Origin of the sequence: Anaerofustis sp. LCP19S3_F7 (assembly GCF_052119445.1) — a bacterium.
GTDB classification, from domain to species: Bacteria; Bacillota; Clostridia; order Eubacteriales; family Anaerofustaceae; genus Anaerofustis; species Anaerofustis butyriciformans.
Genome location: NZ_JBQKFF010000001.1, coordinates 18,378 through 32,506 on the forward strand (window position 1 = coordinate 18,378; position 14,129 = coordinate 32,506).

At 46.8% G+C, this 14,129-nt stretch carries 14 protein-coding genes and 1 pseudogene; all 15 read right to left on the reverse strand.

All coding sequences use genetic code 11. From position 1 onward, the window contains the following. Positions 1 to 32: 32 nt before the first annotated feature. Entirely contained in the window at positions 33 to 1,742 is a 1,710-nt protein-coding gene (locus tag ACTQYZ_RS00130) for a CHAP domain-containing protein (protein ID WP_441415781.1), read from the reverse strand. A gap of 42 nt (positions 1,743 to 1,784) precedes the next feature. Beyond that, positions 1,785 to 2,555 carry a class B sortase gene (gene srtB / locus ACTQYZ_RS00135; protein WP_303670727.1) on the reverse strand — a complete coding sequence of 257 codons (771 nt, stop codon included), beginning with the start codon at positions 2,553 to 2,555 and terminating at the stop codon, positions 1,785 to 1,787. Between the two features lie 37 nt (positions 2,556 to 2,592). After that, positions 2,593 to 4,926, reverse strand: a complete 2,334-nt coding sequence (locus ACTQYZ_RS00140) for a VirB4-like conjugal transfer ATPase, CD1110 family (protein WP_303670724.1) — start codon at positions 4,924 to 4,926, stop codon at positions 2,593 to 2,595. Further along, positions 4,919 to 5,284 carry a PrgI family protein gene (locus ACTQYZ_RS00145; RefSeq protein WP_015573062.1) on the reverse strand — a complete coding sequence of 122 codons (366 nt, stop codon included), beginning with the start codon at positions 5,282 to 5,284 and terminating at the stop codon, positions 4,919 to 4,921. Before ACTQYZ_RS00145 ends, ACTQYZ_RS00140 begins: the two co-directional genes overlap by 8 nt. Then, positions 5,284 to 5,469 carry a hypothetical protein gene (locus ACTQYZ_RS00150; protein ID WP_332438883.1) on the reverse strand — a complete coding sequence of 62 codons (186 nt, stop codon included), beginning with the start codon at positions 5,467 to 5,469 and terminating at the stop codon, positions 5,284 to 5,286. The genes ACTQYZ_RS00145 and ACTQYZ_RS00150 overlap by 1 nt, the downstream gene beginning before the upstream one ends. A 14-nt stretch (positions 5,470 to 5,483) precedes the next feature. Then, positions 5,484 to 6,320: a hypothetical protein gene (locus tag ACTQYZ_RS00155; RefSeq protein ID WP_003525214.1), complete on the reverse strand. Its 837-nt coding sequence runs from the start codon at positions 6,318 to 6,320 to the stop codon at positions 5,484 to 5,486. A gap of 73 nt (positions 6,321 to 6,393) precedes the next feature. Beyond that, positions 6,394 to 6,753, reverse strand: a complete 360-nt coding sequence (locus ACTQYZ_RS00160; protein WP_080908667.1) for a glutamyl-tRNA amidotransferase — start codon at positions 6,751 to 6,753, stop codon at positions 6,394 to 6,396. Between the two features lie 14 nt (positions 6,754 to 6,767). Then, positions 6,768 to 7,352, reverse strand: a pseudogene (locus ACTQYZ_RS00165) (type IV secretory system conjugative DNA transfer family protein); the annotation flags it as partial. A gap of 83 nt (positions 7,353 to 7,435) precedes the next feature. Further along, on the reverse strand, positions 7,436 to 9,187 hold the full coding sequence (locus ACTQYZ_RS00170; protein ID WP_441415782.1) for a recombinase family protein: 1,752 nt from the start codon (positions 9,185 to 9,187) through the stop codon (positions 7,436 to 7,438). Beyond that, positions 9,171 to 9,389, reverse strand: coding sequence for a hypothetical protein (locus ACTQYZ_RS00175; protein ID WP_177284919.1), 219 nt, complete (start codon positions 9,387 to 9,389; stop codon positions 9,171 to 9,173). Before ACTQYZ_RS00175 ends, ACTQYZ_RS00170 begins: the two co-directional genes overlap by 17 nt. 29 nt (positions 9,390 to 9,418) lie before the next feature. Next, positions 9,419 to 10,255 carry a ParB/RepB/Spo0J family partition protein gene (locus ACTQYZ_RS00180; RefSeq protein ID WP_441415783.1) on the reverse strand — a complete coding sequence of 279 codons (837 nt, stop codon included), beginning with the start codon at positions 10,253 to 10,255 and terminating at the stop codon, positions 9,419 to 9,421. Next, positions 10,256 to 11,239, reverse strand: a complete 984-nt coding sequence (mobV, locus tag ACTQYZ_RS00185) for a MobV family relaxase (protein ID WP_441415784.1) — start codon at positions 11,237 to 11,239, stop codon at positions 10,256 to 10,258. It abuts the gene before it with no gap. 344 nt (positions 11,240 to 11,583) lie between these two features. Beyond that, positions 11,584 to 12,618 (reverse strand): AAA family ATPase, encoded by a 1,035-nt coding sequence (locus tag ACTQYZ_RS00190; RefSeq protein WP_441415785.1) that lies wholly within the window; start codon positions 12,616 to 12,618, stop codon positions 11,584 to 11,586. Next, the gene (locus tag ACTQYZ_RS00195; protein ID WP_441415786.1) at positions 12,608 to 12,790 is read right to left on the reverse strand and encodes a hypothetical protein; all 183 of its coding nucleotides are present in this window, start codon (positions 12,788 to 12,790) and stop codon (positions 12,608 to 12,610) included. Before ACTQYZ_RS00195 ends, ACTQYZ_RS00190 begins: the two co-directional genes overlap by 11 nt. Positions 12,791 to 13,694: 904 nt before the next feature. Next, positions 13,695 to 14,084 (reverse strand): TnpV protein, encoded by a 390-nt coding sequence (locus tag ACTQYZ_RS00200; RefSeq protein ID WP_441415787.1) that lies wholly within the window; start codon positions 14,082 to 14,084, stop codon positions 13,695 to 13,697. Positions 14,085 to 14,129: the final 45 nt, after the last annotated feature.

The following is a 14,129-nucleotide window of genomic DNA, read 5'->3' on the forward strand; positions in this document are numbered from 1 at the left end:
TGATGGCTACTCAAACGAGCAGCCATCTTTTTTTAATATGCCGGAATACCGTATCCGTAGATAACTGAGCTTCCAACAGGATATGTTTTGGTTCTGCAAGTGTCGCCTGAGTTGCCCTCGACGGTATAGACTGTACCGTTTTCGCATTTCTGTACGATTCCGGTGTGGTCTGTCACACCGTCGCCCTCCCAGTCAAAGAAGATGATTGTACCGGGCGAAGGTTCATACGAACCGTCTGCCCATTGTCCTCGGTCTCTGAACCATTGAACGCCGTTTACACAGCCGGCATACTTCGGAATAATACCGGCGTCGATATATCCGCACTCGTTGGCACACCAAGAAACGAAGCAGGCACACCATTCTACACGGGAGTCAAATCCGTACCAAGACCAGTAAGGCTGACCGCCTACATTACCAACCTGAGACAGAGCAACCGTAACGATTTGGTCGTCGCTGTATCCGATACCGTAAAGCACCTGCGACCATAGCTGATTGTTTTCGTCCTTTAGTAGCTCAGCAAGATAATCTTTCTGCTCTTGATTAAAGCCGTACATAGCCGCCATTTCATCAACAGTCTTGTGCGTTACCGTGATATACAGAAATGTTTCGGTTACCGTGGTTTCAGTCTGTACGATATTGCCGTGTCCGTCGTCGCTTTCCTCGATTTCGGTATGGGTTTTCGTTTCCGTTTGGGAAGAAATATCGTTCATCTCCCAAAAAATATCCGACAGTAGCTGCTTCTTGGTTTCGTCAACCGTGGCAACCTCCATCGGATTATCAGGGTCGGTATTTACTTTAACAGAATAGACCGCAAGAACCTCTTTCCACACAGCTCGGCTTCCACTCATTTCAAGCACATCATAGCTTACAGAGTTCTTTTCCTGTTCCAATCGGTCATCATATTCTTGATTGATTTCCTGAACGACTGTCTGCATAGACATTCCCGTGCCGGAATCCTCTCCCGAAAAGAAGATACCAAACACAGAACCGGCAATTAATCCGACAAGACACAGAACAATAATAACCACCACCGCAACCCAGCCGCCGGCAGCAATGGCGGCAACAAGACCTTTTACCGCCGCAATGATTGCTTTTACTGCGGCAACGGTGGCTTTGGCTGCGGCTTTAATCGTAGCGGCAGTTGCTTTGGCTGTGGCTTTTGCCACCTGTGCCGCTTTCTGCGAAGCCTTAACTGTCGCCTGAGCTGTTTTCTGTGCCGCTTTTGCCGCTTGCTGACTGGTTTTTATCGCAGTCTTTGCAGTCTGCTCAGCCGTCTTAACCGATTTCTGTGCAGTCTTTGTTGCTTCTTTTCCGGCAAACTTAATGGTTTTCTTTCCGGAGGAAGTGGCAGACTGCTTTATGGTCTTTTCCGCCTTATCGACAGTCTTAATTGCCGAGCTTGTATTCTGCGAAGCCTGTTTTCGTAAAGACTGCTCGGCTCGCTGTTGCTTGAAACGCTGAATACCGTCCTTTGCGGTGCGGATATTCTCTTTTGTGGTTTCTACACCTTTTCGTCCCGCCTTATCGAACGCATAAGCACCATCGTGAACCACCTCGTCAATACCGCTTTCCAGCTTATCGGAAGCATATTCCTCGGCAGAACTGCTGTTGGCATTTACCGACCGCTCTGCCTTTTCTTTTGTAGCGATATACGCCTGCTTCATTCGTTGGGTTGCAACGGCAGCCTTATCTATGGTTCGTATCGTACCTTTTGCATTGTCTTTCGTTTTAATATCAGCCATACAATCCCTCCTTTCTATGCAGGCTGAACCATATCTGTTGCATTATTCGTTTATTAGCTTCGCCACTACAACAAGTCTGCCGTTTGTCCGGGAATACTCACAGGTGGAAAGGGTCAGGAGCTTGTCGCCGTATTCGGCGGTTACGCCGGTATCGTAAAGCGACAGTTCCTTGCACTTCTCAACATAGGCTGTGAAATCCTCGGCATTCTCCGCATTGACGAACTGATAATATTTGAAGCTTTCAGGACTGTCCGTATAAACCACGGTTTTGAACACGGCAATTACTTCATAGGTCTGTCTGTCGGTCAGCGTATCAAAGGATATTGTTTTGTGCTTTTCCCAAAAGTTCTTGTCCTTGAATTTCATAAGACCGGCGAACATAGAGCCGTCGTTCATATGATGACCGTAGATGATGATATTGTCGCTTTGTAGCTCCATATCGCAGTTTTCCTGAACATAAGGACAGCCGTAGTCGGTGTATGCCTTATCAAAGCCGTGCTTCAGATAGAAGTTCGGGTTGTCCTTTGACTGCATAACCGGATAATTGATTTTTGTGTCCTCAACCTTAATCCAACCGACCATATCGTTGTTTTGCAGATAAAGCTCCTGATACTCTGGGATAAGGGTTTTTTCTTCGGAGTAGTTCATCGGCTCTTTGGTTTCTTCAGGCTCGGTCTCCACAACCTCAATCAGATTGTCGTACATCTCCGCCTGCTTTGCAGAGTCGTAATAGTGCTTGATGAGAAAACCTGAACTGACGGCAAATACAATGCTGAAAGCACAGATTATGGCAATATAGATTTTGTTTTTCATAGGTGTTTCCTTTCTCATATACAGAATAGGGCAAGGGTTATACACCCTCGCCCGGTTTGGTTGTCATCAGCTTATACAGTTTCGTATTCTTCGGGAACTTATTTGCAAACGGCACAAGCGAACTGCCGACCTTAATCAGTCCGTGTCCTGCGTCAACATTCGTGATATATGAAAGCTGGAGGTCGGAAATGTTAAGGAGCTTGGCAAGCTCAATTCTGTCGGTTGACGCCTGATTGAGCATAATCAAAAACTCGCTGTTTGCAAGCATAGTTCTTGCCGTATGGCTCTGCAAAAGGTCGTCCACATTCTGCGTAATGCCGGTGGCGTAAGCACCGTACTTTCTCACACGCTTCCAAAGAGTAAACAGGAAGTTTGCGGAGTATTCGTGCTGGAACAGAAGATAGATTTCATCAATGAAGATGAATGTCTGCTTACCCTTAGCACGGTTCTGTGTAATACGGTTCAGAATAGAGTCAAGGACAACAAGCATACCGATAGGCATAAGCTGCTTGCCGAGGTCAAGAATGTCATAACAGATAAGTCGGTTATCCGTATCAACATTGGTCGGCTTTGCGAAGGTATTCAAAGAGCCGTGTGTAAACAGCTCGATAGCAAGGGCGATTTCTTTTGCTTCCGGCTCGTCCTGTTTCAAAAGCTCCGCACGGAAGTCCTGCAAAGTAGGAACTGTGCCGGTATAACCTCTCTGCTGATAGTCTCGGTAAACGCTCGCCGTACAACGGTCAATGATAGACTTCTGCTTTGCTCCGAGGTTTGTGCCGCCGATAAGCTGTTCGCAAAGGGACATAATGAACTCGGATTTCAGGATAACCGGGTTTGCACCGTCGCCGTATTCCTTGTTCATATCCATTGCATTGATATGGCTCGGAGAAGTAGCGGAAATATTGATGATTTCGCCGCCGAGAGCCTTTACAAGCTGCGAATACTCTCGCTCAGGGTCTATGATAATAACATCTGCGTTGGAGGAAAGAATGATATTTTCAATCTCTCCCTTTGCCGCAAAGGATTTACCGCCGCCGGATACGCCGAGAATAAAGGAGTTACCGTTGAGTAGCTGTCTGCGGTCGGCAATAATCATATTTTTACTGATGACATTCTGACCGTAGTAAATGCCGTTTTCGTGGTAAATGTCCTGAACCCTGAACGGAATAAAGACCGCAAGGCTTTCTGTGGTAAGGGTTCTGAATGCGTCAATCTTGCGTGTTCCAAAGGGCATAGCCGTATTCAGTCCGTCCATCTGCTGATACTTGAGAATGGCAAACTGGCACAAATGCTTTCTTGCCGTAGTAAGCAGAGCTTCGGTGTCGTTATCAAGCTGTTCTTTGGAGTCCGCAGTATGAACCATAGTGAGTACAGCGAACATCATTCGCTGATCACGAGTGGTAAGGTCATCAAGGAACTCCTTCATTTCCTTTTTCTGCTGTTCCATATCATACGGAACGGTAGCAGAAAAGTTATTGTTCTGATTCTGCTTTCTCTGCCAGTTGGTTATATTCGTCTCAACCCCAAGCAGTCTGCTCTCTGCTTCTCGCACCGCTTCATCGGTAGGAACAGGTACGATGTCAATGGACATCATCAGATTGCGGTTCAGGTCGGTAAGCTCAGCTACCATACTGTCCTTGATATAGGAAGCGTACTCACGAAGAAAAAGGACTCTCCCGTAACGGTTTCCCATTTTGAAGTAGTCCTTTTCAAATTCCATTGTATCCGGGCAAACATAATCCTTGAAATCGTGTCCCTTTTTTCTCGTTTCCTTAATATTGAAGTGGTAGGCGGTTTCCTCACCGACACGGAAGAAATCGTGGACAATTCTCAGCCTTTCATCGGTTTCAAGCTCCACACATTTGCTTCCGAGTCTTGCAAAGTGGGCAATCAGGTCAGCACCGACACGGGCAAAATAGGTTCTTGCGTCCTCCACGCTCTTTTTGTTGATGGAGATAGTAACATACTTATCCTGAACGATTGCATTTGCACCGGTCGCCTTGTCGAGAAGCATTTTGTTATATTCCTCTCGGTAAACATCAAGCTCATCGCCGGTTTCGGGGATAAGAATGGTTTTCTCAAAGTCCAAACGGTTAAGCCGTCTGTTGTTGATAGTCAGTTTTGTAGTAGCTCCGCTGTCAAGAGAGTTGAGAAGCTCGGAGTATTCAAGGAACATTGCTTCCTTGTCCTCACGGCTTGCTACGGCAAAGTTAATATCCGTGAACTTGAAGCTCTTGGAATACTTGTCCTTGCCCACACGGAAAATGCCGTCATCATAGATTGCGGTAATGGGAATACAATCCTGTACGCCCTTTGGTACTACAAACTTTTCTTTGTCCTGCTTTAACAGGTTTGTAAGGGTTTTAATCATTGTTCTTATAAGCCTCCTTCTGTTTTTGTTCGATTGTCGGTTTCATCAATTCGTAATAGGTGTTGGTGGAATGAAAAACCAGCTTTTTCGGCATAAGGAACTCGGACTTAATCCACGCCCATATAAATTTCTCAGCCGTCATTCCGTTGTATTTCACAAAGCCGAGAGCCGCAAAAGGGGCAGCTCCCAAAATGCACACCCACGATACGGTTTCTGTTCCGAGGTATGGTTTTAGAAGGAAGTAAAGTCCTACCGCTACCGCACAGGCAAGAACAGAAAAAATGAACTGTCTGAGCGACAGTCCAAAAAACATTGACTCTGTATAATTTCGTATCTCTCGGTTAATTTTGACTTCCATCAAAAGCTCCTTTCTCTGCGATATGCTTGTTTTGCGTGACGGATTTCATCAGAGCAGACGCAGGTGTCCGCAAGGCAAATCACATTGCCGTTTTTCTTTCCTCCGTAGTACACACAATATTTGCAGTCGCAGTCGGCAGGCATATAGCCCTGCCATCTATCGTTATTTTTCTTGTTTTTCTTCATCAGAGAACCTCCCGTTATAAGCCCATCATTTCACGGATAATTCGGTCGCTCATCTTAACCGCACCGACAAGCACAAGCATATTGAATACCAGTTCTCCGATATATGCCCATACCTGAGTAACGGCTGCTGCGTCAGGGTTCACTACCGGCGGCGTAGAAGCAAATAGGGAGAAGATAATACAAGCAAGTACAATTACTGCTCCCTCAAGCAAAACGGCACAGTAGCTCTTTATAAAGCTCTTACCCACATTCTGCGACGGTTCTCCGGCAAATGTGGAAAGCGGTATCGGAGCGAGAGCCGTGTACATATACAGCTTGAAAAATCGTCCGTACACCGTCATTATCATAATGAACGACAAGACCGTGATAAAAAGTCCGCCGATAAGAGTAACCGCCCACAATGGGATACTCTCAAAAAATCCGCAGCTTTCAATGGTTGTTACCATTTCAGCAGGTAAGGTTGTTTGATTGGGCGTACCGAATCCCGCAGATGTCATAATGGTTGAAATCGTACCTTGTACGATGTCGAACAGGGCAAGCATAAGCTCCAGCCCGTAGGTAATCACACCTTTGGCAATGGCAAAGCGGATAAACAGCTTTAATGCGTGTTCCGGTTTCTTTACATCGGTAAAACTTCCGCAGGTGCGAACCACACCGACAACAAAAAACAGAACAAGTAAGGCAAGACCGATAGCCTGAACCGCTCCGTTGATATTCACCATTACCGACCAAATACTGCCGCCTTTGAACTGTTGCGGCGAAGTGGTTAGCAACTGCCATATTTCCGATAGCTTGCTGTTCCAAGTTTCAAGGGCATTTTCGAGGTTCTGAACTACCCAGTTATCACTCATCTGTTTGCACCTCCTTTAAGATTAGGGGCATACCTGAAATGCCAGGTATGCCCCGTTTGATAACTGTGTTCTCTTAACCGGTAATAAGGGTCAGGATTTCCTTTGCAAAGGTGATGATGATACCGCCCGCAAGGGTCAGGAAGCCGTTGGCTCTCTGAGACGGGTCGTGAGACTTCAAAGAGAGACCGACCTGAACGATACCGAAGCCAAGCAGGATAAGACCGATGGCACGGATAAGACCGAAGATGAAATCGGACAGATTGTTGACCACGGTAATCGGGTCGCTGGCGGCAAAAGCGGTAACGCTCATACCGCAAACAAGAGTTGCTGCTGCGATTACGGCGCAGTAAGCACGGAAGCCTTTCCGAACCTTTCCGGTCATAGGCAACTTCTGAGTAGTTTTCTTTTCGTTGTTCTTCTTAAAAATGTTCATTGTGTTTTCCTCCGTTAAAATAAGTTTTTATTTACTTCAAAATCCTCGTCGGACAGAAGCTCGTAATTGGTTTCTCCGTAGCTTTCCTCCGGAAGTTCTTCCGGGTCAATAGAAAGAACGGAAATTGATGAGTGCTTGACGGTAACTTCGCCGTGCTTATAGGCAGAAGCCTTTCCATCGGTTGTAAGTGCCACATTCGGGTGCTTCAAGATGTCATACTTGAAGTCCATAACGGGGCGTTCTCCACGAATAAACAGAATTGCGTATTGGTTATCAAGCATACGAACCTCATCAGGGGTTAAAAGCTCTCGACCGCTAATCTGATAATTTGTGGAGTAGTTACCGCTTCGACCGGTACTCTTTCCGAAAGTGTTGGTATCAATGGTTTCCTTACCGAGAAGCTCGGACACATATTTGTGGGTGCTTTGCTCGTTGCCGCCGAGATACAGAAACTCGTCGCAGTTGCCCACAATACTTTCCCATTGCTTTTCAAACAAGGCTTTTAACTGAGCCAAGTTCTGCAAGATGATACTTACCGATACTCCACGGGAACGCATAACCGACAGTATCTTGTCAAAGTCATCGGGCAGGCTCACATTAGTGACATACGCATAAAGATGACATCACCGCAAAAGAAAAGTGTCACCCACATAGAGTGACACTTTACCGGCTGAAAAGGAAATTATGCTGAAACGGCTTCATCGCTCTGCATTTCTTCCTTAACGGCAGCAATTCTCTTTTCCATTTTTGCGTTCTCACGCTTCTTTGCGGCAGTAAGCACCTCGCCAGACTTGTAGTAGGTGGTAGAGCCGTAATCCACCAGCTTTACCACGCCGATATAACGGTAATAAACATCAATCTGCTGTCGCATAACACCCTCAACAGCCCTCGGCTCATACACCATAATTTTATCCACCAGCATATTGAGAATTTCAGGCGTCAGTTCGGAAATGTCTCCGTAACGCTCCAAGAGGTCTGCAAACTGCTCTGCATCACTGCGGATTTCACGCACAGCGGCAGTTTCACTTTCCAGCTTTCCTTTTTCGGCAAGTATGCTTTCCTGTTCCTGCTGATATTTACTGAGCAGACGGACAAAGTTGGTTTCATTGATTTTCCCCGAAATATTGTCCTCATACAGCTTGTCCACAAGGCGATTGACCTCCTCCAAACGCTTGCAGACTCGCTTGTACTGTGCTTCTTTCGTGTTCAGAGCCTTTCCCTCGTTTTTTGCCTTGTTCTTTATAAGCAGGTCAATCAGCTTCGCCTTGTCCTTTTTAACGGCTGAAAACAATTCCTGTATATCGGCAAGCATTGCCGCCGTTAAGTCCTCCTCAAAAATTTTGTGCTGGGTGCATTTATGACTGCCGTAGGTGGCATAGGTTCCGCAGACATAAATCATATGGGAACTGTTGGAGCCGTATTTTCTTCGGCTCAGTGCCTTTCCGCAGTCAGCGCATTTAAGAAGCCCGGAAAAGATATTCAAATCGTCCTTCAGCGTTTCCTTGTATTCTCTGCGCTTAACGGCAACCAGCTCGTTTGCTCTTTCCCAAGTCTCTCTTGATACAATAGGCTCGTGGGTGTTTTCTACCGTAATCCAGTCGGCTTCATCTGTCTTGAAGTGCTTTTTTGTCTTGAAAACCGTATCGGATTTACAGAGAACACAGTCGCCGCAGTAAACACGGTTTCGAATCAAAAGACGAAGCGTATCGGGTCTCCAGATATATTTGGATTCTTCATCGGGAAACATATGGGATTTATCCTCAATGCCCCTGATGTGCATATACCAGGACGGCACCGGCACTTTGGTTTCCCTCAGATAATCACGGATACGGTGATTGCCCCAACCCTTCAACACAAGGTCGTAAATCTTGACCACCACCGGTGCGGTTTCCGGGTCAGGAATGAGATGATTGTGATCGTCCGGATCTTTCAGATACCCAAACGGCGCAGTTTTGGAATGATACTTTCCGTCTTTCGCTCTGGAACGGAAGGCGGCTTTTATCTTCCTTGAAGTATCACGGCTGTAAAACTCGTTGATTACATTTTTCAGTGCCGCATAGTCGGTGCTGTGACTGTTCAGGGTATCAATTCCGTCATTTAATGCGATAAAACGCACCTTTTTGGAGGGAAAATACAATTCCTGATACTGCCCGACAACGATATGGTCTCGACCGAAACGGCTTAAATCCTTAACAACGACCACACCGATTTTACCGGTTGCAACATCATCAATCATTCGCTGAAAGTCCGGTCTGTCAAAGTTCAAACCCGAATACCCGTCATCCACATAAATCTCGTAGGGTATCAGTCCGTTCTCCTGTGCATAGCGCACGAGCATGGACTTTTGAGTTTCAATGGACAGGCTCTCACCCTGCCTTTCATCGTCCTTGGAAAGCCTGCAATAAAGGGCTGTTTTCTTAAGCTGCTGTGTCATCTTCTTTTCCTCCTGAAATCATCTTTATACTGTCATTGTAGTACTGTTTTTTACGGTTTGCGAATGTGCCGTCTGATGACTTCGCTGTGCTTTTGCTCTGAAAAAGCCAGCCGTAAACCTCCGCCGCAAGCTCCTCAAGCGGCTTTTCACCAACGGGAATTCGCTGAATATCTATTACCGGTCTGTTGCTGTTTCTGTTCATCTGAAAACCTCCTTTACAATAATCAGCCGTTATCGGCTGTCTCTGTTTCTCTGTCTTTTCAGGTAAAGCGCATAGTGTTCCAACGCCTTTACGATATAATCTTCCATCTGCCTGTAGGTGGTGTTCGGCTTGAAATACTGCCGTACTCTGTCGGTCGGTATCTTCAAAACCTCCACCTGATTGCCCTTAACCTCGGTCATAATCTCGAATATCTTATCCATTGTCAGCAATCCGTCATTACTCAGTTTTCGCATTCTGACCGACTGAGAAAGAGAGGGGGTGCAGTCCTCGCTTTCTATGGTTTCGATTAAGTTCCTTTGTTCTTCGGGCAGTAAATGGGAAAGCTCCACCGCAGGCGTCAGAGCAATGCGCCCCTCGTCCACCAAGTCAAGCAATGGCTTTTCCAAAAAGGTCAGTCGGATATATCTCTGTATCTGTGTTTTACTGTCCGAAGAAGAATCGGCAAGCGCCTGAACGGAGGTTAACTTCTGACCAACTTGGTCAGAAGTCCGCCCCTGATGTTTCATTGCCTCCAGCTTCATCTTGTAGGCAAATCCTTTTTCGGAGGGTAACAGTCCCTCACGATGAAGATTGGAATCCACCATAAAGATGACCGCTTCATCTCTGGAAAGCTCACGGATAATGGCAGGGACTTTGTCGATCCCTGCCATTTTGCAAGCATAAATTCTTCTGTGACCCGACAGGATTTCATACTCCTTACCTTTCGGGCGTACCACTATCGGTATCAGCACACCGCTTTCCTTTATGCTGTCAATCAGCATTTCCATATCGGAATTATCCTGTATCTTGAACGGATAATTCTCAAAGGGTACGCAGTCAGCGACCCTGATTTCTGTAACATTCATTTATCTTTCCCATCCTTTCGATTTGCGTTTTCTCGTTTCTTTTTCCTGCTGTGCCATCTGCTGAAGTACTTCCGGCGGTATTTTGGAAATCACTTTTTCAAGCTCCTTCTGCTTTTGGTTCAGCTCATAAATTTTTCGGTTTGCCTGTTTGAGTTCCAGTTCCTGCTCGTAATTGATACTGCGGTAATTGGAATTGCTGTCACGTTCGCTGAACAGTTCACGCTCCAGATAGGCGATGTGTTTGTCCGTGCTTTGAAGCTGCACCTTGAGTTGAGCCATCTCCGGCGCATACCTGCCGAGAAGGGCAATAGCTGCGTCTTTTTTCTTTGCGTTGTTCACAAGCCCGATGTCATTGATTGCACCGCATATCTCTCCGTAATGGTCGTAAAGCTCGCCGGCAACCTTAAACATAAAGGGAGGAATGTGCTTTCTGTGGGATACCTTTGCAGGCGTTCCTCTTGTGATGTCGGGATATTTTTCGTGCATATATTCGTAGAATTTATCCTGCCAGCCCACAAGCCCTTTCGGTCCTCCGATAATATCCTTGGAAGACAATCTGCCTTTTTCCGTTATCGGAACAAAGCAAAGGTGCATATGGGGAGTCGCCTCGTCCAAATGCACAACCGCCGAGATGATGTTCTCTTTTTTGAAGTTGTTCTCAAAGAAACGGTAGGCATAATCAAAGTATTCTCTCCGTTCCTCAACGGATTTTCCTTTCAGCCAGTCAGGAGTTCCGCCCACGAAACAGTCCTGCATAACCACGCTGTCCTTTCTTCGCTTGGCTCCGACTTCTTCAATCCTGTCCAGTACTGCCTTGCGGTATTTTGCCGTAGGCTCGACAATGTGATAGTTCAGGTGCGTCCTCGAAGGGTCAATATCGGGATTGCTTTTATACTCGGCTTTCAGTCGTTCGTGATGATTGCATATCCTGCCGACAGCGCCGAGCTTGCGTTTTTCTATGCGCATAATCGCGTAATTTGCCATAGGCATTTCTCTCCTTGTCGTTTCATTTTCAAGGAAGTAATAATTCAGAATGTATCGTTGAATTATCTTCCTCTGTATCATTTTGCGGTGAACGGGAGAGACGGTTGATACACAGCAAAGCACCTCTTACCGCCTTTCGGTCTTGTTTGCTCGCCGTCCTTTGCGGCTCGTAAACAATCCCTCAATGCTGTTGTCCGTGATATTTTGCTCGCCATATCCGGCGGCTCGCAAAAATCACTGCCAACCGAACGGAAACCGTGCGTTTTCCGTTCCCGGTGCATTGCAGTGTAACCCACTACACCTTGCAAGCAAGGTGGTGGGCAAGGCGTTCCCCCTTGACTCCCTTAAAAGGGCAAATCCTCACAGCTTTTCGTGTCTTTATCCGTCACGAAATTCTGTTCGTCCTTGCCCTCCGGCAACAACCAAAACCACTGCACGCCCTGTTTCACAGAGCGTATGCCCAGCAGTGCTTTTGCTTTTTTTGCCGTACTCTCGCTGACCCCCGCCTCTTTCAGATGACGCATCACTTCGCTCTGCGGCTTTGGCTGGGTGCCAGCGAGTAAAGCGGACAGCATTTCTTTTGCTTTCTGCATTTGCTCATCGGGTCTGCCGACTCCCGCAAATACATTCCCCAAAACTTCATCTGCTGTCCTTGCAGTTTCCTCCAGCCAGTGAATACCGCCCTCGTCAACCGAAAAGAGAATGGCATTTCCTGTCGGGGCAAGATTGCTTTTGACCTGTGCCAGTATTCGCTCATCGGGACGTTCCTTATCGGTTCTCCCGACGAGCAGAACGCTTCTTGCCGCACCCACAATATCCACCGAACCTACGCCACGGTTCAGTGCTTTCTGCCCGATTGCCTTGTTCATATGATGAACGATGACAATCGCACAGCCCTGTTCCTTTGCGATGTCAATCAGCGGTCGAAACTGTCTGCGGACTTCATTGGCGGAATTGATCGATGTTGACTCCCCGATATATGCGGATAAGGGGTCAAGGACAATGAGCTTTGCTTTGGTCTGTCGGATGGCTTCCAGCAGTCGCTCGTCGGAAAAGCTCAGATACTGTTCCTTCTCATTGATGAACAGCAGTCTGTCCGTATCGCCGCCTGCGGCAATAAATCGAGGAACGATTGTATCGTCTGCGTCGTCCTCTGTGGACTGGTAAATGACATTGACCGGTTCTGCGCCCTCGCCGTCGGTAAAGGGCATTGGCTCGCCCCTTGTCAGCATTGCGGCAAGCTTCAGAATCAAAGTGCTTTTGCCGTCACCGGCGTCGCCCTGCAAGACCGTGACCTTGCCATAAGGAATATACGGATACCACAGCCATTCCACGCTCTTTACCTGAACATCGCTTGCCTTTGTAATCTCAAGCTTCATTTTTTCGTTTTCTCTCCTTTCTCAAAAATTTCGGGCATTCGATTACCAGCACCCGAAAGCTCTGCTTGCAGTCGTTCTGACACTTCCTGCAAAGCTCGTTATAGGTGATACGGTTTCTCTCATTCAGAAACAGCGCCCATCCCTGTTTCCGTTTTTTACTCATTCGTGGCACTTTCACCACCTCCCATAGTTTTCAACCCAAGCCGTAAGGCGTGGGTATGTAACCGCCGCTTTACCCGATTGTCGTTTTTGTATGCCTGCCCCCATCTAAGCGGCGTTGCCCTGCTCGTATCATCGCAAAGTCATATCCCAATCGGACGGTCATTCAGTTGTAAAAAGGTGTAGGGTAACTATGTCCCTTCACTTGTTCGGACTGGGAAAGGAAAAATTATCGGGTGTTTTGGAAACCAAAGATAAAATCCCCCTCACTCATTTGGACAAAGGGGGTCAAAATGCACACCCAAAATCTGTGCTCTGCGAGAAAAACTCCAAAAAAATTTATCCTTTCACTTGTTCCCACCGGGGGAGATGAAATGGACACCCTTTTTCTCAAAAAATTTTTACCCCTTCACTTGTTTGAAATGGGAGAGCGTTTCTGGGGGGGGTGTTTTCAAAAATATTTTTGAAAAAAATATCCTTTCACTAATTCCCACTGAGAAAGATGGAACGGCAACCCTTTTCCCAAAGAAATTTGAAGCTCGCTTGTTTGAACCGGAAAAGCAAAAAGCACCTGATTGTGTAATCAAGTGCCGAAATGACATAGTTTCGGGATGAAAATTGCCGTTTTTCTTCGCTGTAAGGGGTTGGAGAAAGCAGGGTAAGGAGTTTATAACGTCTTGCCGGTTTATCGGAAATACCGCCACTTAGGTACAAAAAAAGCACCTATTTTCTTGTGGGATAATTCCCTGAAAATAAGTGCTTTCTCTTTCTGTATTCAGTTGTAAGCGGTCATTTGCAGAAGCGTATCAGTAGCTCATCCAAATCCTCCGTCGGTTTATTCTCGGCAATCAAGGCGTTCCGCCATTCCGCCAAGGCTCGGATAATGAGCTGCAGTTCAATACTGTCCACCTTGGATTTTAATTTTCCTCATAGATATACTCCCTCATAATGACCTCCTCCGCACGGCTTCGGATGTTATTCATCAGCCCGAGCCACTTCATCATCTCGTCAGCTTTCATCTGTTCGGTCACGCCCTCGCGCTCTGCATACTGCTTAACCAGCCGGGAAAACATTTCCTCGCAGTCCTCGTCTACTCTGTGCAGATATTCATTCAGCGTCCCGCTTGTTCGCAGGCTCGTCAGCAGTACCTTATGGCATTGCTGTAAGTGACGGAACTTTGCACGACCGAAGCGTCCGAGTTCATAGTACTTTTCTTCGGGAAGTACTATGTCCGGCAGATAGTAGTCTCCGCAGAGCGTGTAGCTGATACCTGTCTTTTCATCTGTGATATGCTTTTTCAGTTCCATAAAAAATTCCTCCTGTCAGATACATTGTACCCGACAGGAGGGAGC